General features: G+C 49.6%; 23 protein-coding genes and 2 tRNA genes. 5 read left to right on the forward strand and 20 right to left on the reverse strand.

What is annotated here, in order from left to right; all coding sequences use genetic code 11:
- The first annotated feature begins 211 nt into the window (after positions 1–211).
- Positions 212–658 carry a hypothetical protein gene (locus EPV75_RS07270; RefSeq protein WP_225972281.1) on the forward strand — a complete coding sequence of 149 codons (447 nt, stop codon included), beginning with the start codon at positions 212–214 and terminating at the stop codon, positions 656–658.
- A 97-nt stretch (positions 659–755) separates the two neighbouring features.
- On the opposite strand, the gene secF is transcribed toward EPV75_RS07270, so the two are convergent.
- The 5 genes from secF to queA all read right to left on the reverse strand — a co-directional run bounded on the left by secF (position 756) and on the right by queA (position 6,419).
- Complete coding sequence (gene secF, locus EPV75_RS07275; RefSeq protein WP_128384946.1) at positions 756–1,772, reverse strand: protein translocase subunit SecF; 1,017 nt, start codon at positions 1,770–1,772, stop codon at positions 756–758.
- A gap of 14 nt (positions 1,773–1,786) precedes the next feature.
- The gene (gene secD / locus EPV75_RS07280) at positions 1,787–3,664 is read right to left on the reverse strand and encodes a protein translocase subunit SecD (protein ID WP_029938234.1); all 1,878 of its coding nucleotides are present in this window, start codon (positions 3,662–3,664) and stop codon (positions 1,787–1,789) included.
- 130 nt (positions 3,665–3,794) lie between these two features.
- Positions 3,795–4,127 carry a preprotein translocase subunit YajC gene (gene yajC / locus EPV75_RS07285; protein ID WP_029938235.1) on the reverse strand — a complete coding sequence of 111 codons (333 nt, stop codon included), beginning with the start codon at positions 4,125–4,127 and terminating at the stop codon, positions 3,795–3,797.
- A gap of 83 nt (positions 4,128–4,210) precedes the next feature.
- Positions 4,211–5,323 carry a tRNA guanosine(34) transglycosylase Tgt gene (gene tgt, locus EPV75_RS07290; protein ID WP_128384947.1) on the reverse strand — a complete coding sequence of 371 codons (1,113 nt, stop codon included), beginning with the start codon at positions 5,321–5,323 and terminating at the stop codon, positions 4,211–4,213.
- 31 nt (positions 5,324–5,354) lie between these two features.
- On the reverse strand, positions 5,355–6,419 hold the full coding sequence (queA, locus tag EPV75_RS07295; protein WP_128384948.1) for a tRNA preQ1(34) S-adenosylmethionine ribosyltransferase-isomerase QueA: 1,065 nt from the start codon (positions 6,417–6,419) through the stop codon (positions 5,355–5,357).
- Between the two features lie 257 nt (positions 6,420–6,676).
- Here queA and EPV75_RS07300 point away from each other — a divergent pair, with 257 nt between their 5' ends.
- Positions 6,677–7,207, forward strand: a complete 531-nt coding sequence (locus EPV75_RS07300; RefSeq protein WP_068650281.1) for a DUF3087 domain-containing protein — start codon at positions 6,677–6,679, stop codon at positions 7,205–7,207.
- A gap of 59 nt (positions 7,208–7,266) precedes the next feature.
- Here EPV75_RS07300 and EPV75_RS07305 read toward each other — a convergent pair whose 3' ends face one another.
- A complete protein-coding gene (locus tag EPV75_RS07305; RefSeq protein ID WP_128384949.1) occupies positions 7,267–7,650 on the reverse strand; it encodes a SpoIIAA family protein in 384 nt (127 codons plus the stop codon).
- Between the two features lie 318 nt (positions 7,651–7,968).
- Between EPV75_RS07305 and EPV75_RS12385 the strand changes: the two genes are divergently transcribed.
- Entirely contained in the window at positions 7,969–8,604 is a 636-nt protein-coding gene (locus EPV75_RS12385; protein WP_192893966.1) for a sodium:solute symporter family transporter, read from the forward strand.
- Positions 8,519–9,385: a sodium:solute symporter family transporter gene (locus tag EPV75_RS12390; protein ID WP_128384951.1), complete on the forward strand. Its 867-nt coding sequence runs from the start codon at positions 8,519–8,521 to the stop codon at positions 9,383–9,385. Before EPV75_RS12385 ends, EPV75_RS12390 begins: the two co-directional genes overlap by 86 nt.
- A 37-nt stretch (positions 9,386–9,422) precedes the next feature.
- Here the strand turns inward: EPV75_RS12390 and EPV75_RS07320 are convergent, their stop codons facing one another.
- From EPV75_RS07320 to EPV75_RS07340, 5 genes are all read right to left on the reverse strand, one after another.
- The gene (locus tag EPV75_RS07320) at positions 9,423–11,672 is read right to left on the reverse strand and encodes a methyl-accepting chemotaxis protein (protein WP_128384952.1); all 2,250 of its coding nucleotides are present in this window, start codon (positions 11,670–11,672) and stop codon (positions 9,423–9,425) included.
- 309 nt (positions 11,673–11,981) lie between these two features.
- The gene (locus EPV75_RS07325; RefSeq protein ID WP_128384953.1) at positions 11,982–12,371 is read right to left on the reverse strand and encodes a Gfo/Idh/MocA family oxidoreductase; all 390 of its coding nucleotides are present in this window, start codon (positions 12,369–12,371) and stop codon (positions 11,982–11,984) included.
- 241 nt (positions 12,372–12,612) lie between these two features.
- Positions 12,613–12,689, reverse strand: a tRNA-Val gene (locus EPV75_RS07330).
- A 25-nt stretch (positions 12,690–12,714) separates the two neighbouring features.
- Positions 12,715–12,801, reverse strand: a tRNA-Leu gene (locus EPV75_RS07335).
- Positions 12,802–12,895: 94 nt separating this feature from the next.
- Entirely contained in the window at positions 12,896–14,035 is a 1,140-nt protein-coding gene (locus EPV75_RS07340) for an SPOR domain-containing protein (protein WP_128384954.1), read from the reverse strand.
- A gap of 152 nt (positions 14,036–14,187) precedes the next feature.
- On the opposite strand from EPV75_RS07340, the gene EPV75_RS07345 reads away from it, so the two are divergent.
- Positions 14,188–14,373: a hypothetical protein gene (locus tag EPV75_RS07345; protein WP_128384955.1), complete on the forward strand. Its 186-nt coding sequence runs from the start codon at positions 14,188–14,190 to the stop codon at positions 14,371–14,373.
- Between the two features lie 11 nt (positions 14,374–14,384).
- On the opposite strand, the gene EPV75_RS07350 is transcribed toward EPV75_RS07345, so the two are convergent.
- From EPV75_RS07350 to rpsR, 9 genes are all read right to left on the reverse strand, one after another.
- Entirely contained in the window at positions 14,385–14,783 is a 399-nt protein-coding gene (locus tag EPV75_RS07350) for a YchJ family protein (protein ID WP_128384956.1), read from the reverse strand.
- Positions 14,780–16,177, reverse strand: coding sequence for an MATE family efflux transporter (locus tag EPV75_RS07355; protein WP_128384957.1), 1,398 nt, complete (start codon positions 16,175–16,177; stop codon positions 14,780–14,782). Before EPV75_RS07355 ends, EPV75_RS07350 begins: the two co-directional genes overlap by 4 nt.
- On the reverse strand, positions 16,167–16,610 hold the full coding sequence (locus tag EPV75_RS07360; RefSeq protein ID WP_128384958.1) for a hypothetical protein: 444 nt from the start codon (positions 16,608–16,610) through the stop codon (positions 16,167–16,169). Before EPV75_RS07360 ends, EPV75_RS07355 begins: the two co-directional genes overlap by 11 nt.
- Before the next feature lie 24 nt (positions 16,611–16,634).
- The gene (locus EPV75_RS07365; protein ID WP_128384959.1) at positions 16,635–17,228 is read right to left on the reverse strand and encodes an NUDIX domain-containing protein; all 594 of its coding nucleotides are present in this window, start codon (positions 17,226–17,228) and stop codon (positions 16,635–16,637) included.
- On the reverse strand, positions 17,228–18,304 hold the full coding sequence (gene alr, locus EPV75_RS07370) for an alanine racemase (protein ID WP_128384960.1): 1,077 nt from the start codon (positions 18,302–18,304) through the stop codon (positions 17,228–17,230). Before alr ends, EPV75_RS07365 begins: the two co-directional genes overlap by 1 nt.
- A gap of 78 nt (positions 18,305–18,382) precedes the next feature.
- A complete protein-coding gene (gene dnaB / locus EPV75_RS07375) occupies positions 18,383–19,804 on the reverse strand; it encodes a replicative DNA helicase (protein WP_128384961.1) in 1,422 nt (473 codons plus the stop codon).
- Positions 19,805–20,013: 209 nt separating this feature from the next.
- Positions 20,014–20,466 (reverse strand): 50S ribosomal protein L9, encoded by a 453-nt coding sequence (gene rplI / locus EPV75_RS07380; RefSeq protein WP_029938250.1) that lies wholly within the window; start codon positions 20,464–20,466, stop codon positions 20,014–20,016.
- Positions 20,467–20,500: 34 nt separating this feature from the next.
- Positions 20,501–21,388, reverse strand: coding sequence for a YybS family protein (locus tag EPV75_RS07385; protein ID WP_029938251.1), 888 nt, complete (start codon positions 21,386–21,388; stop codon positions 20,501–20,503).
- Between the two features lie 37 nt (positions 21,389–21,425).
- Positions 21,426–21,653 carry a 30S ribosomal protein S18 gene (gene rpsR, locus EPV75_RS07390; protein WP_029938252.1) on the reverse strand — a complete coding sequence of 76 codons (228 nt, stop codon included), beginning with the start codon at positions 21,651–21,653 and terminating at the stop codon, positions 21,426–21,428.
- Positions 21,654–21,655 lie beyond the last annotated feature (2 nt).

The raw sequence follows: 21,655 nt of genomic DNA on the forward strand, positions 1-21,655 counted from the left end.
CTTAAATGTCATTTAATTCAACACATCATTTCAAAAAACAACAATTAAATGACACTGAAAACTTAATAAAAAAATTTTAATTTCAACAACTTAACTAACTTTTAATTCTGGCACGCTTCTTGTAATAGTTCTGTTTGAATAAAACCAACAGGCGTTAAAACGTCAACAAATTGACAATCAAACACTGGGGAACATCATTATGGCGAGTAAAATGAATACATCACAAAAAGTCAGCACCTGTTTGGATTACATTGATCGACGCTTGGAAACCACGTCCGAACAGACCATCCAGATTGCAGAAATGATTATTAACGACATCAAAGAATTGACCGCCGCTTATCCAGAAGCCTTGAAGAACAATCGTTTAAGAGAGCACGCCGAGCGCGTCCGCACCACGCAGATGAAATGGGTTAATCAATTGCACGACATTATTTTGGAACAAACCAATCGAGATTTGAACGGTCAAGTGATTCAGGCGTTACAAAACTTCATCAACACCATGAATAAAAAACAGTTGAAGCACCTGGATTTCGACATGCCCAGCGCCGTCAAGCGTGAACAGCCTGAACACGAACATGAATATCTAACACAAGAACAGATCGAAGCCTTAATGGCCTCCGACATCAAACAACTGCCGGTGTCGTCCACGCACCATTAAGCTCAATCGGTTCCATGTCGTTCGCTGAACGGCAGATATAAAAAAAGACCAGGCCTGGTCTTTTTTTATATTTCCAATTTGCTGTTTTGAAATTGGATTATTTTTTGCGCTTGCTCTGCTTGGCCGCATCGCGTGCTTCACGTTCCGCTTCCTGCTCCAGGAAAATACGGTTCAACTCTTCTTCCTGTGCCGTGGCATCCGCACCTTCTTTTACCGGCTTCATCAAATCTTCCTTTGATACGCCCAATGCCAAGGCAATGGAGCTGGCAACGAAGGTGGATGAATAGGTCCCGACCACGACGCCAACAATCAAGGCCAATGCGAAGTTGTGAATGATTTCCCCACCTAAAACAAACAAGGCAATCAGCACCAGCAAGGTGGTCAAGGAGGTCATCAGGGTTCGCGCCAGCATCTGGTTCACGGCCAAATTCGTGACCTCCTCCGGCGTGCCGTCTCGCACGGTTCGGAAGTTTTCCCGCACCCGGTCGAAGACCACGATGGTATCGTTCAGGGAATAACCGATGACCGCCAGTAACGCCGCCAGCACCGTTAAATCGAACTGGGCCTGCGTCCAGGCAAACACGCCCAGCGTGATGACCACATCATGCACCAAGGCCGCCACGGAACCGATGGAGAAGCGGAACTCGAAACGTAACGCTACGTAAATCAAAATCCCGATCAAGGCATAAATCACCGACAAAGCACCGTCTTCAGTCAATTCATCCCCAACCTGCGGACCGACGAATTCGACACGACGCAACTCAAAGCCGTCGGAATGGTTATCCCGCAATCCGTCCATCGCCATATTGCTGATTTGCGCGGAATTCACGCCGTCGCGCGGCGCAATGCGAATCAAAACGTCTTCCGCCGAACCGAAGTTCTGAACCACCGCTTCGTCAAAGCCGCTGACCTGTAAGGCGTCACGAATGTTATCGACATCGGCCGGTTCTTGATACGACAATTCGATAATCGTCCCGCCGGTGAAGTCAATCCCCAGGTTCAGCCCTTTCACAAACAAACCGACGACAGACAAAATGACGAAAGCCAATGAAACCCCCATCGCCAAGCGGCGATGGCCCATAAAGTTATACTGTTTTTCTACTTGTGCGCTCATTGTGTTTCCTCTGACTAAACCGATAATTTTTCTACCGGCTTATTGCCGTATAGCGCGTTCACCAACGCTCTTGTACCCAAGATGGCGGTAAACATGGAGGTAATGATCCCGATGGACAGTGTAATCGCAAAGCCTTTAATCGGCCCGGTACCGAAACTGAACAGGACAACCGCCGCCAACAAGGTGGTGATATTGGCATCGGCAATGGTCACGAAGGCTTTTTCATAACCGGCGTGAATGGCCGACTGCACCGACGAATTACGCAACTCTTCGCGAATCCGCTCGAAAATCAACACATTGGCATCCACCGCCATCCCGACGGTCAAGACGATGCCCGCAATCCCCGGCAACGTCAAAGTCGCCTGCAACAACGATAGCACCGCGACAATCAGAACCAAATTCAAGGTCAGAGCCACATTGGCGATCATGCCGAACACTTTATAACGCCAGACCATCACCACCAATACCAGCAAGAAGCCGACAACCACGGACATCATGCCCTGATCGATATTGTCTTGCCCCAGGCTCGGTCCGACAGTACGTTCTTCAACGATTTCCATCGGTGCCGCCAAAGCCCCGGCACGCAACAGCAACGCCAAATCCTGCGCTTCTTGCGGACTGTCCAAACCGGTGATTTGGAAACGATTGGCGAACTGGCCGCGAATCACTGCGGCGTTGATGACATCTTTGGTCGTCACACGTTTTTTAATGGTTTCATCGCCTTTTTCGATGGTGTCGATACGGTTTTCAATGAACACCACCGCCATGCGGTTACCGATATTCTCTTTGGTGGTCGCCAGCATCTTACGTCCGCCGACCCCATCCAAGGTCACCGTCACTTCCGGCGAACCGGATTCCGGATCGATACCGGACTGCGCATTGATAACATTGTCACCGGTCACAATCACACTGCGTTTCAGCAAAATCGGGCGACCGTTTCGGAAATGGTACAAACGCGAACCGTTCGGCGCATAACCGGTTTTTTCAGCACGTGCCGCATCGCCTTTTTCTTCCACTAGACGGAACTCCAACGTAGCTGTCGCGCCTAGGATTTCCTTCGCTTTAGCCGTGTCTTGAACGCCCGGCAATTGCACAACGATACGGCGATCACCTTGCTGCTGAATGACCGGCTCAGCGACCCCCAGCTCGTTGATACGGTTACGCAAGGTGGTGATGTTTTGTTTCAAGGCATAGGTGCGCGCCTCTTCCAACGTTTTCGGGAGCAAACGGATTTCCAACGCATGCTCATCCGGTTTTTGAATCAAATTGAACTGAGCCGGATAAGCTTCCTGAAGCGCCTTGTCGGCCGCTTCCACACTGGCGGCATCGCGGAATTTTGCCATCAAATGGTCTTGCTGGTATTCCACGCCTAGGTAACGAATGCGTTCTTTTCGGAAGGTGGCTTTAATTTCATCCACATAACGGTTGTAGTTTTTCTCGATGGCCGCTTCCATGTCGACGTCCATCAAGAAATGCACCCCGCCACGCAAATCCAAACCGAGATACATCGGCTGCGCGCCCATGGCTCTCAAAAACTCCGGCGTAGCCGGTGCCAAATTCAAGGCCACGACAGCTTGACGGCCCAAAACGTCTTTCAGCACACTTTTGGCTTTCAGCTGGTCGTCCGCATTATGAAAACGAATCAGGAACTGACCGTTTTGATATTTTAAGGATTTCGGGTCCAGGTCGGCTTTTGCCAAAGTGGACTCAATGGTTTTTTCGGTGCTGGCATCAAACTGCACCGACTTGGCCGGCGATACCTGTACCGCCGGATCGTCGCCAAACAGGTTCGGAGCTGCATAAATCAGCCCGAGCACAATGACAACGAGTAATAACAGATATTTCCAGGCAGGATACTGGTTACTGATGACTTTTTGTCTTGATTCAAACATGGTCGTATTTTTCCAAAAAACGGCTAAGGTGCTAGCCTAGAGAACACGCACCGTGGATTTCGATACGTGCAAGTGCTTCCCTTAAAACAACAAAAGGGGCCAATCAGCCCCTTGTCGTTTTGGTGCCTGCTTATTCAGCAGTCCCTTTCAATGTTCCTTTCGGCAACTCACGTGCAACGTTTTGACGCTCAACTTTCACGGTCACGTTGTCGGCGATTTCCAAATCGACGAAGTTTTCATCCAATTCGCGGATTTTACCGGCCAAACCGCCGTAAGTGACGACTTCCGCGCCTTTCCCCAGAGCTTGAACCAACTTCTTATGCTCTTTGACTTTCTTTTGCTGTGGACGAATCAACAAGAAGTAAAACACCACAAACAATAGAACCAACGGAAGCAACGCTTCAAAACCACTTCCTTGTGCGGCCGCGCCGCCTTCTGCCATGGCATCCGAAATCAAAATCATATTTTTCTCCTTAAAATTAACTGCGTTATTGTTGCATAAAAAATTTGAAAATTCTATTAACAAAATCTGACATCATCGGATTGTCACAACGGCGGTACCGCCTCGTCTCGTTCAGCATAAAAATCCGCTACAAAAGCGTCCAATGAATTCGATGCGATGGCGTTCCGCAACCCTTTCATCAATAGCTGGTAATAATGCAGATTATGAATGGTGTTCAGGCGTGCCCCCTGGATTTCACCACACTTATCTAAATGATGCAGATAAGCTCGAGTGTAATTGCGACAGGTATAGCAGTCACACTTGACATCCAACGGTTCCAAACTGGTCTTGTGCACCGCGTTCCGAATCTTGACGACACCGGTGTGCGTAAACAGGAAGCCATTTCGAGCATTGCGGGTCGGAATCACACAGTCGAACATATCAATGCCGCGACGGACCGCTTCGACAATGTCCTCCGGCTTACCGACGCCCATCATATAACGCGGCTTGTCGGTCGGCATATGCGGTTCGGTGAAATCCAATGTCGCCATCATTTCTTCTTTCGGCTCGCCCACCGACAAGCCACCGATGGCGTAGCCGTCGAAACCGATTTCCATCAACGCCTGAATGGACTCTTCACGCAAATCTTCATACATACCGCCCTGCACAATACCAAACAAAGCCGAAGGGTTCCCTTCGTGGGCTTTTTTGGAACGCTCCGCCCAACGCAATGACAAACGCATCGACTCGGCCGCCACCTCGTGCGACGCCGGATACGGCGTGCATTCGTCGAAAATCATCACGATGTCGGAACCCAATTTGCGCTGGATTTCCATCGATTCTTCCGGCCCCATAAACAAACGCGATCCATTGACCGGGTTACGGAAATGCACCCCCTCTTCCACAATCTTGCGCATTTTGCCGAGACTGAACACCTGAAACCCGCCGGAGTCGGTCAGAATCGGACCCGGCCAGTTAATGAAATCGTGCAGATCGCCATGCTGCTCGATAATATCGGTCCCCGGACGAATCGCCAAATGGAAAGTATTGCCCAAAATAATCTGGGCACCGGTGTCGGCCACTTCTTCCGGCATCATCCCTTTGACCGAACCGTAGGTGCCGACCGGCATAAAGGCCGGCGTTTCCACCACGCCGCGGTCAAAAATCAATCGGCCGCGACGCGCGCGCCCATCTTGTTTATCCAATTCAAATTTCATTCAATTGTGTCCATTCGTTATGTGTTTGGCGTCATTCAGCCTTCGCAGCCGTTTTCTGAGCCGGATGCACCAGCATGGCATCGCCGTAACTGAAAAAGCGGTAACCTTGCGCCACGGCGTGAGCATAGGCTTGCATGGTGCGTTTATACCCCGCCAGCGCCGACACCAGCATGATCAAGGTGGATTCCGGCAGGTGAAAATTGGTCAAAAGCACATCCACCACTTGGAATTCGTACCCCGGGGTGATGAAAATATCGGTTTCACCCTGATAGGGTTGCAATGGCCCGTCACCGGAAAAACGCGCGGCGCTTTCCAAACAACGAACCGATGTGGTGCCCACGGCAATCACCCGCCCGCCTTTGCGTTTGGTTTCTTCAATCAACGCCACAGTTTCCGGCAAGACTTCAATGACTTCAGAATGCATAACGTGCTCGGCAATGTCATCCACCTGCACCGGCTTAAAGGTCCCGGCGCCAACGTGCAGCGTTACAAACCCGGTCGATACGCCTTTGGCACGAATGCGTTCCAACAGGGCCTCATCAAAATGCAGTCCCGCCGTCGGTGCGGCAACCGCCCCCGGTTTGGCGGAGTACACCGTTTGATAGCGTTCTTTATCTTCCAGTTCGTCTTCGCGCTCGATATACGGCGGCAACGGCATATGACCATGCGCTTCAATCAATTCCAACGCCGACAAATCCGACTCTTTTTGTGAAAGCTTCAATTCGAACAAGGCGCCTTCACGCCCCAATACTTCGGCCTCGAACGCATCGGCGATGTGCAGAACGGCACCGGCCTTCGGGGCGCGACTGGAACGCACATGCGATAAGACCCGTTCATTATCCAGCACCCGTTCAATCAACAGTTCCACCTGACCACCAGTCGATTTTTGCCCGAACAGTCTGGCCGGAATCACTTTAGTGTCGTTGAAAATCAAACAATCGTTTTCATTCAGATACGACAGTAAGTCCGGAAAATGTTGATCGGATACGCCACCGTCCGCTTCCATCACCAGCAGTCGGCTTTGGGTACGCTCTTCCGTCGGTTGCTGCGCAATCAGTTCTTCAGGCAGGTCAAAGTAAAAATCTTGTCGTCGCATAGTTTCGCTGACCGGACGCTGAGCGCCGGTTCGGTTTTGGACTCTGTTCTTGAGTAATGTTTTTCGGTAACGGCTTAAAAACGCAAGATTATACCGTGATTTCATTCCCCCGTCAGATGGAAAATCAAAATTCGCCAGGCCTGGTCATTTCCGAAAAATCGATGGGTTTAACTCGCAACCCTGTAACGGTCATGCTAAGATTTTGCCATTATCAGAATCGCGCCCGACTTATCGGGAATCTCACTGAGGAATTGGTTATGTTCGAAATCAAAGACATCGACCCGGCGTTTTATCGCAAGCAAACCCGTAATGCGACCTTGAAAATCATGGCGATTTTCATTGTCATCGGCATGATTACCGCCACCAGTTTCGTGGAATACCTCGGCCCCTACAGCTCGAACCACATCGTCTTAAATTTGTTGGGGGCGTTTGTCGGGCTGGTGATTACCGGCTTGATTGTGCGCTTTTTCTTTAAGGACAGTGCCTGGATGAACGAAGCCATGTACGGCTGGCGCCTGAAACGCAGCCTCATGCACATCACCAATGTCATCGACAAGGTTAAAGCCAAAGCCAATCATGACGACGAAAAGGCGTTGAAAATCTTGCGTTTTTATCATTTAGGGCTCACCCAAATGTATCAGTTGGAAGAAAACAGCCACGAACTGATTGAGATCAAGTCCGAAAAAGAACAACTGGTACAGCGTCTGGTCAATCTTGGCATCGACATCAACCAAACCCGTTTCGACCCCAGTATGGTCGAAGAATACAAGGACCATGAGGCGTCATAACCCTAAAACGAAAAACCACCAGGCCTGGTGGTTTTTGATATTAGAGATAACGTTAACGATTACGGCTCTTGTAACCAATCCAACGCCGCTTGCTCGTCTTCAAAGTATTGGATATCACCGGATACAAACCATTTACCCACTTTCGCCGAATACTCCTGCCACTTTTTATTGCCTAAAATGGCGATTTTTTCAAACTGATTGCGGTGCTTCATGCCCAGCCGAAAATCGTCCCAGGCAGCACGCATTTCCCAGCCTTCCATTTCGGTTAAATCGGCTAAGGCATGAATCTTCGCTTCCTTAACCCCTTCCAGAGCCGAATCAATCATAGGGGTCATCATTCCATAATCTTCGTGCGTCAGTTTTCCTACTGCGGTCAACGCCAGAAAAAACTGCGCGCCGACCCGTTGGATGCCCAACGAAATACCGTGTTTTTGAACTGCCATCTTTGCCTCCTAAACACTGCTTTGAAATGCCTCCGAAGAGACGTCTGAACAACCCTTCAAATCATACGCTTAATCACGCAAAATGGAAATCCCGTTTCACACCAAATTTGCCATCCCGGAAACGGTTTGTTAGGATGAATGGCAATTTAAATACCCTGGAAAAGGCCTTATTATCGACAGCTTAATGGCTTCGCACGATCGGACGGCGACTCTCGCCCAGTCCTATTCGTTCCGCTCAACTCTCTTCACCGGCCCCCTGGTCGATCAGCCTTTTTCCAACAACACTCCTTTTTACTTTTGCCACCCCTTCGGATGTCTATGATTTTATATACCTTTCTGTTTTTTCTGTCCCTATTCTTTTTCATCGGTGTCGCCAGTTACTTCTTCTCGCGAAAAACCACCGAAGACTACCTTGTAGCCGGCAAGAGCGTCCACCCGGCTTTAGTGGGGCTGTCCGCGGTGGCCACCAATAACAGCGGTTTCATGTTCATCGGTATGATCGGCGCCACCTACTTTATGGGATTATCATCCATCTGGCTGATGGTCGGCTGGATTTTCGGTGACTGGCTGGTGCAGCGCCAAGCCGTCAAAGCCATTCAAACCCAGGCGCAAAACGATGAAGTCCATTCGTTCGGCGGGCTGATTCTGCATTGGATGAAAGCCCCCAGCGCACACCGGCTTCGTCAATTGATTGGCCTATTGACCATTCTGTTCCTCACCATCTACGCGGCAGCGCAATTAAAAGCCGGCACCAAAGCCACCGAAGCCTTATTGGACTGGCCAAGGGAAACCGGCATCTTGTTGGCGGCGGTCATTATCTTTGTCTACAGTCTGGTTGGCGGCTTGCGCGCCTCAATTTTGGACCGACGTGGCGCAATCCATTGTGATGCTGGGCGGGATGCTGATGATGGTGTATTTCGGCGTGGTGTCACTGGGCAGTTTTGGCGACATTAATCATTTATTGCATGAGGTATCCAGCGACTATATGTTCTGGTTTCCATCCGATTTGAACGCCTTTTCCGCTATCTTGTTCATTATCGGCTGGGTGTTCGGCGGCATGGGCGTCATCGGTCAACCGCATGTGGTCATCCGCTTTATGACGCTGCACCCGGATCGCACGCCCAGAGAAATGCAGTTTTATTACTACGGCTGGTTTACGGTGTTTTATGGCCTAACCATCATTGTCGGCTTGCTGAGCCGACTGCTGATTCCTTCCACCGATAACTTCGATGCCGAGATGGCCCTGCCGTTATTGGCGGATCAATTGATGCCGGACATGTTCGCCGGCCTGATGTTGGCCGCGCTGTTTGCCGCGACGATGTCAACGGTGGACTCCCTGATTCTATCCTGCTCTGCCTCTTTGACACGGGATTTGCGTAACACCCCGACCAACAGTCTGATGTTGACCAAGCTCGCCACCTTCACCATCCTGGTTGTCGCCGTTTCCATCGCTTTATCCAACAACCAAACCGTATTCAGCTTGGTCTTGGATGCTTGGGGGCTACTCGGCTCAGCGTTCGGTCCATTGATTATCTGGCTGGCGTTAAAACAGCGAATCAACCAGGCCTGGGCGATTTTAACCATTCTGGTCGGTATGCTGAGCTTTACGCTCATCAGTTATTTCGGCTGGTTGTCGTTTGTATACACCATCACCTTCGGCTTCCTGTTCGGGCTTGGAACCGCCTTCTTGGGATCACGTTTTATTCCGGTGGCCGCAAACAAAAACCCCGGCTAAAGCCGGGATTTAATCAGGTCAATAAGAGCGTCACCCTTTAGAAGGTGGACCACTCACCTTCATTTTCCAACCCTTTTTCCGAGTTAGAGGCCGGTTTGGTGAGAGCCGGCTTCTCGGAATTATTCGCCGGTTTACTTTCCAAAGCGGCCGGGTTAGAAGCTTTGGATGCATTCAATGCCGTTTCCGCTTCAAGAGCCTTAGGCGTATAGCCCCCGACCACTTTAAAGAAGGCCACCGCTTCGCGCATTTCATTCGCCTGCTCGTTCAACTCTTCCGAAGCCGAAGCCGACTCTTCCACCAACGCCGCATTCTGCTGCGTCATTTGGTCGATATCCGTCACCACACGGTTCACTTGTTCGACACCGGTGGTTTGTTCCTGTGACGCTTTGGAGATTTCATTAATCATGCCATTCACTTGGCGAATCACTTCGGTAATCGATTCCAGGGATTGCCCGGAATCTTCCGCCAGACGGCTACCGTTTTCGACACGGCTAACGCTTTCTTCGATCAAGTCTTTAATTTCCTTAGCCGCTTCCGCCGACTTTTGCGCCAAGGCACGCACTTCACCGGCGACTACCGCAAAACCACGCCCGTGGTCACCGGCACGCGCCGCTTCCACCGCCGCATTCAAGGCCAGCAAGTTGGTCTGGAAAGCGATACCGTCAATCAAGGTCACGATGTCGGCAATACGATGACTGGAATCCTTAATGCCATTCATGGCTTCAATGGTTTGCTTCATCACCGTCATGCCTTGCCCCGCTTCTTCACTGGCTTGCTGCGACATGTCCGCGACCTGAATGGCATTGTCGGTGTTTTGTTTCACGGTCGAAGCCATTTGGTCCATGGTGGCCGAAGTTTCTTCCAACGCGGCGGCTTGCTGCTGAACACGCGACGACAAATCACTCGAACCTTGTGCCAACTCATTCGCGGCCGACGCCACCACTTCATTACTGTGACTGATTTGGGCAATGACTTCGCTGATTTTGGTTGAGGAGAAATGAATGGCGTCTTTCAATTCCTTCAACTGACCGTGGCATTCCGTGGTGATTTCTTTGGTGAAATCGCCCTGTGCCTGCGCTTGCAGTACTTCACCGATATTGCGCATCACACTTTCCAGGTTATTCAGTGTTTCATTAATGGACGTTTTCAACTTAGCCAAATCCCCTTCCGCATCGGCCTTAACACGCCCCGAGAACTGTCCATCGACCACTTGCGCCATCACGCCGTTGATTTCGGAAATCACACGATCCAGTCCCTTCACCGTGGCCATTGCACTGCTGGCGATTTCAGCAAATTCGCCTTTTACATCGACATCGAAACTGGCTTTAAAATCACCACCCGCCATGGCTTGCATCAATTGATTCAGTTCCGCCATTGTGCTCGAAACCTGCTCCACCGAAGTATTAACGCCCTGCTTGACGTCATTCAAGCTGCCGACAAATTCGCCGGTAATGCGCTTGGAGAAATCCCCTTGCGACAGCGCCATCACGACCACACCGGTTTGTTCGATGGCTTCATCCAAGTTTTTCAACAACTGGTTAAACGCTACCAACGCCAAGCCGATTTCATCTTCGTTATTGACCGGCACCTGACGTTTGAAATTACCGTCCTGCGCAACGGCTTGCATCACGTTTTGCATTTCCTTAATCGGCTTGACCGCACTTCTTAGAATGTACATCACCATCAAGACACCGAAAATCAACCCGGCGACCAAAATCGCCGTCACTACAATTCGGGTTTCATTGGCAATTCGCATGCCTTCATCACCGCTTTGACGCGCTTGCGCATCCTGATGCTCTGCAATGGCCCGCAACGCCTCTCTCAAAGCAACTCGTTTTTCGCGAGAGGATGAATCCAGCAATGTCTGTTTAGCTTGCTCTTCATAACCGTTTTTCACCCATTCGACCACCAGATTATTGACGTCAATCATATCCGTGTTTTTCGCTTCCAAATCCGCCAGCAAACGCTTCCCTTTCTCGGAATGTGTATTTTGTTTCAAATACTCGAACTGCTTAGCAACATCTTGACGGTAATTCGAAATACGCTTCATTAAAACATCACGAGACGCTTCGTCCGTAACCAATAAATACTCCCGAAAGTCCCGCTGTATACGAGGGTTAAGTGCTTGAATAGTATTCACCGCAGCCAGTTTCGGCAATCGGTCACTGACGATTAAGTCTTGAGAAGTGGAAAGCCGTTGCGTTTCCCATAAGGTTGTCAGCCCGAGAATGGCTGTGAGAAGCAGCATGGCTGCGAAAGACAAAATTAATTTTGTTCGAATGGTCATAGTATCCTCAGCCTCAAAACGAGGTCAAAACATTGAAAACAAGACATTCAGAGTGACGTTGGCACAGTGTGACACCACTGTTGCATTATGTTTGGCCAAGGATTATATAAGAAATTAATAATAAATTAATGGCGATTCATAAAAAATATAAATAAAAATGCTTAAAAACTTGCTTTGTTCTCAAAGGTCAACAAAGACCGACGCAAAAACCTTTAAAACAGGGGCTTTCAGGTAGATTTCGACCTGAAAAACATCCATTAAAAAAGCGCCGATAACAGCGCTTTTTTAAACGAATTTCGATTAAGTGTTTCAGTAACCGATATTTTTATGATGCGATTGCGGAATCGCTTCGGCACCCGGCAACAAATACCACATGAGATAATCCACCACCATCGGCACAACCACACTGTGTTGATTACCGCTATCGACCAGCTTCTGACGAATTGCCTGCTTCAGTTCGGGCCGGTTCGAGGTATCCATAATAATATCGATTCCCTCACCGAAACGCTCAATGGCTTCTTCAAACTGCGGATAATTGGGAATCCCTCTTTTTTCGGCATCGTCCACCAAAGGGTTTTCAAAATTCGGCTCGCTAATCGCAATGATTTCCACTTGCTCCGGATTCATCTCGCTGAATTGCTCATAAAACTTACCACCGATACGGCCAAGACCGATCATTAATATCGTGATTTTTCTCACTGAATACGCTCCTCCATGCTTTATTAAAACAGGCAACGACACATTCCATTATTCCTTACAAAAAGAAAGGTTAGTTACCATCCATAAAGTATACGACATCCTACTTATCCAATCTATGCCATAACAAGGGTTTCTGGATATGGATTTTTTATAACAAAACCTTTAGGACTTATCAGAAAAGTAAAAACAGAAGCTTAACGAGAATAAATAATTTAATCTGCAGAATTAAAATCAAGAAATTTGGTACGACCGAGTGGATTCGAACCACCGACCCCCACCATGTCAAGGTGGTGCTCTAACCAGCTGAGCTACGGTCGTATATAGAGAATATACGAAAAGTAAATGGTACCAGTGGGCGGACTCGAACCGCCACGGTGTTGCCACCAACGGATTTTGAATCCGTCATGTCTACCAATTTCATCACACTGGCGCTGTGAAAAGATGTGCGAATTATAGAGAGATTCCCTGGGCAAGTCAAACGTTTTTCCACGAAAAATCGCTTAAAAAGCGCCTTTTTTCGCGCATCAATCGAGTTTGTTGCTTAAGTCTTTGATTTTACGTACCCAAGGCGAAATGCCGAAATTTTGCTTGTAACGCTTAGCAGCTTTATCGGCTTCCGTGCGGGAGGCATAACTGCCGGTCAACAAAACGTAATAGGCTTCGCCTTTTCGTTCCAATGGAATGATTTTGGCCCCGTCCAGACCTTTTTCACGAATCATTTTTTCAACCGAGCTGCGCTCTTGCATACTGGCCAACTGCAAGGTGTAATTAAAAGCGGGTTCTTCCAACAACCATTTCACGTCAGCGGTGTAGTTTTTCACTGGGGTTTCAATGGTTGGTTCCGTTGGCTTTTCAACCTTTTTCACCAAACGCACCACCGGTTGATCCAACGGTTTCACTTTCGGTTGAGCCGGTTCCGCTACGGAAGGTTCATCAACGGTTTCTTCCTTAATAGACACATTCGCGGCTCCCTGCTCCTGAGCCCCCGCTTCCATCTCAGCCGGATTAATATGTAAGTGCTTCAGAATCACTTCAAGCTTTTTATCAATCCCTTGGGTGTACTCTTGAAGCTTCTGTTCCAAAATATCGGTGGTCACCACATTCGGCGCCAAGGTATCGGCAGATTGAACCGTTTCGGTAACGGTTTGGCTTTCTACTGTTTCAGCTGCGGCTACCGGTTGTTTTTTCAAGGCCGCCAACTCGTTTTCCAAGGCAGTGACACGTTTTTGAAGCTGGTCGAACAACTCGCTTTTACCACCGGTTGCCACGGATTTCTGCAACTCCGCCACCGATTCTTTCAACAAAGTGACTTCGCGCATCGAATCCTCTTTGACCGCCAAGACTTTTTGCAGCTCATTATGAATACTGGTGTAAGCGATGTACACCACCCCGAGAATCGTCAATAGCAGTGACAACATAATCACTACGCCGAAAAAAGAGGCTTTGTTTTTGGATTTAGGTGCTTGGGTACTATTGGATGACGTCGGTCTTTTCGGGGTACTGGGCATAACTTCCTCTGCGGCATTGAGCCAATCATTCAAAGTATGTTCGGAGGTGTGGGTATCGCGGCTTTGGCGCGATGAAGACATTTGCTGAGCCTGGCTTTCGATTGCTTTCAGCAACTCGGCTCTTTCTTTTTCCAATTCTGAGATGGTTTGGGCCATTCGACAAACACTTCGTAACGGATTAATGGGAGCGATTTAAATTTCACTATCAATCGCTTCTGTATTGTAGAATGTTACATGACCTTTGCAAAGGGAAATTTTACGGATTCCTGCTGACGCTGGCGGGAACGAACGAGGATAGAAAAAAGTCTATGCACAGTATCGGTTTGGATGATGTCGGTTCCGCTCTTTTGATTACCCTGATAATGCTGATTGTCAGCCTGACCGTGGTCGGTTTGGCCATGTGGTGGCTGTACCGAGTCTTCAAAAACAAGGATGACAAAACCGCTCAGACCGACCAAAATACGGGTTCGAAGGGGCAGACCTCCGATCACTGAATTAAAAAGCCTTAGGACACATCGCCACTGACATACACCCAGTGTCCCTCATCGTCACGCCGGAATTGGCTTTTTTCGGTCATCACGCCTTTTTCAACACCGGATTCGGTATCTAATTCATATTCGGCACGAAACGCAACCATGCCCTTCCCGTCTTGCGCACCGCCTTGCTTGGTTTTCACGATTCGCAACTTACGCCATTTAAGGCCGGATTCAAATGAAAAATCACCAGGCCTGGTCGTTTTATCCCAAGTTTGCAATAAATAATCTTTCAGGTGTAATGCATAAGCACTATAACGCGAGCGCATCAATTGCTCAGCGGTAGCCGGAAACGCTTCGCCTTGGTGAAACGGTTGGCAGCACTCGGCATAAGGTTTTTTCGAACCACATGGACAAAGCGACTCACTCATTGCAACTCCCCGGTTGTCACCAAATAACGAACCCGCTGACGCAGATTAAGCGATAACAGCACTGCGGCCAACATCAAGCCCAGCAAAATACCAATCCAGAAACCCATTACCCCTTGCGGCGCCCAAAACCAATCGCTGAATGCTAGCGCATAGCCTAACCCGAGGCCGATAACCCAATAACTGATGAAAGTAACCACCATGATGATTCGGGTACTGTGTAACCCGCGTAAGGCACCGGCGCACCCGACCTGAATCGCATCAAAAAGCTGATACATCGCCGCCAGCCATAATAAACTGCCGGCCAGTGCAATCACGTCCGCATCCGGCGAATAAAGCGCGGCAATCGGATAAGCCAACCAATACGTCAGCCCGGCCGTCACCAAACTGACCAGGCCTGAAAAGCCGATTCCCGTTGCCAACGATTGTTTCACAGCCTGTAAACGCCCTTGCCCGTAGGCCAACCCCGTGCGGACGGTAATCGCCATCGCCATGCTCAACGGAATCATAAAGACCATGGAGGTATAACTGATGGCAACCTGGTGCGCGGCAATCACCACCGCTCCGAGCTGGGCGATGAACAGCGCGATAAAGCTGAATAGACTGACCTCAAACAGCAACGCCAGCGTATTGGGTACTCCCAGCACCAACAGGTCACGAATGCCGTTTCGCCAACTGGGCAAGCCGAACCGGCTCCAATGTAAGGAGACCAAATGCGAAGTATGACGCGATGCCAGTACATACAGCACTGCCATCAATAACATCGTCCACATCACAATGGCAGAGGCGATGCCGCACCCCGCAGCGCCATAAGCTTCGATTGGCCCCCAGCCATAAATAAACACCGCATTCAACGGAATATTCATCACCAACGCCAATCCGCTGATAATCATGGTTGGAACGGTCAGCCCCAGCCCTTCCCAGAAAAAACGAAACGCCTGATAGAGCGCAATGCCGGGCAAGCCAAAAGCAATGTAAAACAGATAATCGTCGGTCAGACGGTACACCGCTTGCGGTAAAGCGAGCCAGTCCAAGACCCATTGCAGATGCATTAGAACGAATAAAGACACCAGCCCCAGCGGCAGAGCCAACCAAATCGCCTGATGAAGGAATTGCGTGACATCGCCCCAAGCTTCACGCCCTTTTTGGCGAGCCACAATCGGCGTCAACGCCAAGAGAACACCAGTGGAAATCATGAACACCGGCAATAACAAACTTGAACCCAAACCGATGGCCGCCAAATCATCGGTGCCGACTTGGCCGGACATCACCGTATCCACTACACCCAGCCCGGTCAACGCCAACTGTGCCAGCAAAATCGGAATCGCCAATCGAACCAGCTGCTTCAGTTCCAACCAATAATCGGCTCCGGCCGGAGCGTTGGCGTTACTTGTCATGCGACGTCGGTTTGTCGGAATCGGATGCCGATTTTAGCTCATCGGAAGCCACATCGGCAGGAGCATTTTTTTGAGGACCATTCGACTCGGACGCTTCCTGTTCCCAATAACCGTCTTCCAAAGCCGGATCCAACTCATCACTCAATTCGGAGGCATCACTTGGCAACTGAATGATTTTATCCGACCAGAACAAAATGATTAAAACCTTCAGCCCCCAGAAAATCATGGCATACACCACCAGTGCAAACACCAGCACCACCGGTAGACCCAGCAACAAATCGACAAACAAAGCCTGTCCGGCAAAGACTTTCTGCAAAAAAGCTTTTTCAATGAAGGCGAAGTACAGCCAATAAAGAGTTCCGCCCAAACTGGCCAACCACACCAGCCAGTTCAGAGGATAAGCGATACGGGAATTTTTAAATAAACAAAACATCAGACAACGTTATCCTCAGAGCGTTTAGAGCTTTTGAAAAAACAGCCATTGTAAGGCAATAATAGTGCTGGCAACATTGAATTCCGCGTGCATCAATTTGCCTTTTGCGGTTTCGAAATCCATTTTCACCAAACGGATATCCTCCACCTCATGAGCTTGCCCGGCATGATCGGGCAAGGCCACGGAATCAACTTCTGCGGCATACAAATGCAAAATCTCATCACTGCCGCCGGGACTGGGGTAAAACTCGCAGATAAACTCAAATTCGGCGTCGGCAACACCGGCTTCTTCATAGGCTTCCCGCGCACAAGCCTCAAGTTTGGTTTCGCCTTCATCGATCATACCCGCGACCGGCTCAATCAGCCAGGCCTGGTGGTTTTGTACCATCGCATGCGTCAAAGCGCCCGCTCGACATTGTTCGACCAGCACCACTTTTTCCGCCGCCAAATCGTACAACAGCACCACCACCGCTTGGCCACGGCCAAACAATTCCCGATCAATCCAAGGTGTCCAGCCACCCCGAAACAGGGTATGGCGAAAAGTCAGACGGTCGATTTTGAAAAAGCCATCGTACCCTCGCTGTTTCTGCTTAAGTTCAATGCGCTTATCGTCGGCCATCAGTCCTTCACCTCAACTCTCGGTACGCGTTGAGTCACATCACACAACAATTCATAACCAATGGTGCCGCACGCCTGAGCAATCACGTCCACCGGTAAACCTTGCCCCCAGAGGATCACTTCATCGCCCAGCGCGACATGGTCGGCCATATCGGTCACATCCACCGTCAGCATATCCATCGACACCCGCCCCGCCATCGGTAAACGCTGCCCATGAATCAGTACGGGGGTGCCGGCCGGGGCACATCGCGGATAACCATCGCCATAACCGGCCGCCACCACCGCAACCAGACTGCGACGTTCCGCCCGCCAGGTTTGACCGTATCCGACGGTTTCGCCCGCTTCAATCCATTTTAAACTGGTGATTTCCGATGCCAACGTCATGGCCGGTTGTAAGCCCGGCACCATTTCGTCGGTTGCGCAAGCGCCATACAGCATAATGCCGGGACGCACCCAGTCGAAATGGCTTTGTGGGTAACGCTGAACACCGGCCGAATTGGCCAGGCTTTTCGGACAGTTCAGTGTTTGGGCCACGCGATTGAAAATACTCAATTGCTTTTGGGTAAAGTCGTCGGACGTATCCGCGGAGGCGAAATGCGACATCAGATTCAAATGAATCGACATCGGCAAACGATCGATGGCAGTCAACACCCGTTCCATATCTCGCTCGTCAAAACCCAAACGATGCATGCCGGTATCCAGCTTCAACCAGATCGTTAACGGAGTGGTTACATGGCTGGTTTTCAGCCAATTCAATTGCTCCCAATTGTGCACGGCGAATTCCAACCGATGCTGAATCGCTAAGTCCAGTTCCGCTTCGGAAAACAGCCCTTCCAAAATCACAATCGGGTGTAAAAAACCTTTTTGGCGCAAAAAAATCGCTTCATCAATCGAGGCCACGCCATAACCATCTGCCTCGGCCAACTCGCGTGCTACACGTTCGGCGCCATGTCCATAACCGTTGGATTTGATGATGGCCAGCACCTTGGATTTCGGTGCAAAGGTTTTTACCACTTTCAGATTATTGCGAAGCGCATTTAAGTGAATTCGGGCTTGAATCGGACGGTACGCGGTCATGGCATCGTCACCCGGCGTATCGAGAAAGGTTGTTGAGACATCCTGTGATTACCTTTTTGCAGGCGATTTACGGTTACGTTAATAAGGGTCGTCGGGCACATCGAAGCCGGCATGATTTTCGAATTTGGTGTATTGTCCCATAAAGGTCAGGCGAATATTGGCCAAGGCACCGTTACGGTGTTTGCCGAGAATGATTTCCGCCGTACCTTTGTCATCGGTATCCGGATTATACACTTCGTCACGATAGATGAAGATAATCAAATCGGCATCCTGCTCAATCGCCCCGGATTCACGCAAATCCGCCATTTTCGGACGCTTATCCGGACGTTGTTCCAGGTTACGACTCAACTGAGACAACGCAATGACCGGCACATTCAATTCCTTGGCAATCGCTTTCAAGCCACGGGAAATTTCCGAGATTTCATTGACCCGGTTATCGGTATTGGTGGAACCCCGCATCAACTGCAGATAATCGATCACAATCAACCCGAGCCCCGTGACCTTTTCTTCGGGACTTTCTTCTCCGGCTTCCACTGCTTTTTTGTATTGGGCGTCACGAATGTCTTTGTCGATACGGCGTGCCCTGGCACGCAGATCCGTAATCATCAATGCCGGTGTATCATCAATGAAAAACTGGGTTTGTGACAGCATACTGACGGCTTTGTTCAGGCTTGGCCAGTCTTCCTGTTGCAGTTTACCGGTTCGAATGCGCTCGGCATCGATTTTGCCGATGGAACTGATCATTCTCAAGACCAGCTGCTCACCTGGCATTTCCATACTGAAAACCGCCACCGGACTGCCTTGCATGGCGACATTCTCCGCCAGGTTCATCGAAAAGGTAGTTTTCCCCATCGACGGTCGCCCGGCCACGATAATCAGGTCGCCGTTCTGCAACCCGGATGTCACCTCATCGAATTCCGTCAGCTTGGTCGCCAAACCGGTAATGGAACCATCGGAATTAAAACGCTCGTCGATGGTGCTAACCGCACGGTTCAACAAGGTTTCCATGGTTTCGTATTCGCGTTGTTTACCGGAGCCGTGTTCGGCAATGCCCATGACACGCGATTCCGCCAAATCCAATACTTCGCGAATGTCTTTGCCCTGCGGGAAATAGCTCGCTTCGGAAATTTCATTGGACACCGCTATCAGCGATCGTAAAATCGACTTTTCACGAACGGTTTCGGCGTAGAACTCGATATTCACCGAACCCGGTGTATTGGAGACCAGGTCAATCAAATACTGTTTGTCACCGACATCTTCCAACTTTCCGGTGGATTCCAACATTTCAATGACTGTGACCAGATCGAACGGCTTATTGCGTTCACTGAGCTGGCTGATCGCCCCGTAAATCAATTGATGTTGATGGGTATAGAAATCCTCTACTTTCAGCACCACGGAAATGTCGGAAAATTTTTCATTGTCCAACAGCAAGCCACCGATAACGGACTGTTCGGATTCGATTGAGTGCGGCGGAGTTTTGAATAAGGCTTCTTGAGTCATTCGGCGGTCAAACCATTCCATCATTATCGTGTCGGAAGAAGGTTACTATTATACGGGGAATTACCCGATTTTGGACTCAATTTCATATTGGATTCGAAGCCGGACAAACAGTGCGGCTTGCAGCGCGTTTTCATGAAAAAACACAAAAAAAAGCGAGGATAAACCTCGCTTTCAAGCTGACAAAACGTCAGAAATTTCAGGACAATTTATTATTGCTCTGTTGGTTTAACATCCACCGTAATGGATGCAACGACATCAGAGTGCAACTCAACGTCGAATTCAAATGTACCAACGAAACGGATTGCCCCTTCTGGCATGCGAACGTTTTTACGCTCGACTTCAAAACCGGCATTTGACAAAGCGTCTGCAATGTCCGCCGTACCGATGGAACCGAACAGTTTCCCTTCGTCACCGGCAACGGATTCAATCGTGACAACAACGCCGTTCATTTGTTCATAAACCGCTTGAGCCGCTGCCAATGCTTCGGCCGCTTGTTTTTCCAACTCGGCACGACGTGCTTCAAACTCAGCGATGTTTTCTTTGGTCGCTGGCTTGGCTTTTCCTTGCGGAATCAAGAAATTACGTGCAAAACCTGATTTAACAGTAACCTGATCACCCAAGGATCCTAGGTTCTGTACTTTTTCAAGTAAAATAACATTCATGGCTAAAACCTCTAAAGTTAAATTCTTTAAGACCTTACTCGGTCTCTGTCCATCGGTTTCGGATATCCACCCAAATGTCTATCAAACCGATGGTTGCTAAAATTAAAACTGCCTGCGGAAACAGAAACAAAAGCACATACAAGCCACCCAACCACATTGAGCTCATCTGCCGCTTGTTGACAGTGTGATGCGCCACGGCCAAGCCTTGGAACATCAACCCCGCCATCAATACGCCGGACAAATCCTGAATCAAACCGTTTTGGGTAAACAACCCGACCAGCGCCACAAAGACGGCCAGCGCGGCGATTCCTTTCGGCAACCGAATTTCATAAAAATCGGTGCGGAATTGTCCCGGCACATACAAGGCACTTTGCCACCAACGCCCCAACAACACGATTGAGAACCACAGTACCACCACAAACATGGCGAGCAACATGGTTGCGACCTGAGTCAGGTCTTCAAACATTGCTTGTGGGAACGGTGTTCCGGTTTGCTCAAAAACCGGTTGCACAAATTCCTTGAACACTTGCTGCCACCAAGCCGCGGTATCCCCGACGGCCAGGTGAAAGGCGATAACACCCGCTCCGACAATCAACATGTTCAGGCTCAAACTCAACGCCATGGAACTGGTGTTGCGTAAGACCCAGCTTAACAGCCAAATCGGGAGCATATACTCGATGACGCCGACTACGCCCGGCCAAATCGAACCGGACATAAACAGCGTCAGCCCCAGTGTCGTCGCCACCGCAGCGGCTAAAACTTTCAATCCTTCAATTTCACCGATTCTGAGCGTCACCAGTGAAATAATCGCGCCCACCAGAATTCCCAGCGGTGCGATCCAGACAGTCAGTGCGGATAACAACAGTATTGCGATAAAGGCCTGCATCGGTCCTTTCATCACATAGTTGGCAACACCTAGCATTGTCTGTCCTTTGCTTGCTTCCTAATACAAATACGAATTACTTATGCTGATCCGTATAAGGCAATAGCGCCAAGTAACGAGCGCGCTTGATAGCCGTAGCTAGCTGACGCTGGTATTTAGCACTGGTTCCAGTGATACGACTCGGAACGATTTTACCTGTTTCAGTAATGTAGCTTTTCAAGGTATCCAGATCTTTGTAATCGATCTCTTTAACACCCTCTACCGTGAAACGACAGAATTTTTTTCTTCCAAAACCTCTAGCCATGA

Source organism: Hydrogenovibrio thermophilus, from assembly GCF_004028275.1.
GTDB lineage: Bacteria > Pseudomonadota > Gammaproteobacteria > Thiomicrospirales > Thiomicrospiraceae > Hydrogenovibrio > Hydrogenovibrio thermophilus.

Bases quoted from the DNA above. Each gene is read 5' to 3' on its own strand.
- EPV75_RS07270 (WP_225972281.1), top strand. From the start codon at position 212: ATGAATACATCACAAAAAGTCAGCACCTGTTTGGATTACATTGATCGA.
- secF (WP_128384946.1), bottom strand. From the start codon at position 1,772: ATGAGCGCACAAGTAGAAAAACAGTATAACTTTATGGGCCATCGCCGC.
- secD (WP_029938234.1), bottom strand. From the start codon at position 3,664: ATGTTTGAATCAAGACAAAAAGTCATCAGTAACCAGTATCCTGCCTGG.
- yajC (WP_029938235.1), bottom strand. From the start codon at position 4,127: ATGATTTTGATTTCGGATGCCATGGCAGAAGGCGGCGCGGCCGCACAA.
- tgt (WP_128384947.1), bottom strand. From the start codon at position 5,323: ATGAAATTTGAATTGGATAAACAAGATGGGCGCGCGCGTCGCGGCCGA.
- queA (WP_128384948.1), bottom strand. From the start codon at position 6,419: ATGCGACGACAAGATTTTTACTTTGACCTGCCTGAAGAACTGATTGCG.
- EPV75_RS07300 (WP_068650281.1), top strand. From the start codon at position 6,677: ATGTTCGAAATCAAAGACATCGACCCGGCGTTTTATCGCAAGCAAACC.
- EPV75_RS07305 (WP_128384949.1), bottom strand. From the start codon at position 7,650: ATGGCAGTTCAAAAACACGGTATTTCGTTGGGCATCCAACGGGTCGGC.
- EPV75_RS12385 (WP_192893966.1), top strand. From the start codon at position 7,969: ATGATTTTATATACCTTTCTGTTTTTTCTGTCCCTATTCTTTTTCATC.
- EPV75_RS07320 (WP_128384952.1), bottom strand. From the start codon at position 11,672: ATGACCATTCGAACAAAATTAATTTTGTCTTTCGCAGCCATGCTGCTT.
- EPV75_RS07340 (WP_128384954.1), bottom strand. From the start codon at position 14,035: ATGGCCCAAACCATCTCAGAATTGGAAAAAGAAAGAGCCGAGTTGCTG.
- EPV75_RS07345 (WP_128384955.1), top strand. From the start codon at position 14,188: ATGCACAGTATCGGTTTGGATGATGTCGGTTCCGCTCTTTTGATTACC.
- EPV75_RS07350 (WP_128384956.1), bottom strand. From the start codon at position 14,783: ATGAGTGAGTCGCTTTGTCCATGTGGTTCGAAAAAACCTTATGCCGAG.
- EPV75_RS07355 (WP_128384957.1), bottom strand. From the start codon at position 16,177: ATGACAAGTAACGCCAACGCTCCGGCCGGAGCCGATTATTGGTTGGAA.
- EPV75_RS07360 (WP_128384958.1), bottom strand. From the start codon at position 16,610: ATGTTTTGTTTATTTAAAAATTCCCGTATCGCTTATCCTCTGAACTGG.
- EPV75_RS07365 (WP_128384959.1), bottom strand. From the start codon at position 17,228: ATGGCCGACGATAAGCGCATTGAACTTAAGCAGAAACAGCGAGGGTAC.
- alr (WP_128384960.1), bottom strand. From the start codon at position 18,304: ATGACCGCGTACCGTCCGATTCAAGCCCGAATTCACTTAAATGCGCTT.
- dnaB (WP_128384961.1), bottom strand. From the start codon at position 19,804: ATGACTCAAGAAGCCTTATTCAAAACTCCGCCGCACTCAATCGAATCC.
- rplI (WP_029938250.1), bottom strand. From the start codon at position 20,466: ATGAATGTTATTTTACTTGAAAAAGTACAGAACCTAGGATCCTTGGGT.
- EPV75_RS07385 (WP_029938251.1), bottom strand. From the start codon at position 21,388: ATGCTAGGTGTTGCCAACTATGTGATGAAAGGACCGATGCAGGCCTTT.
- rpsR (WP_029938252.1), bottom strand. From the start codon at position 21,653: ATGGCTAGAGGTTTTGGAAGAAAAAAATTCTGTCGTTTCACGGTAGAG.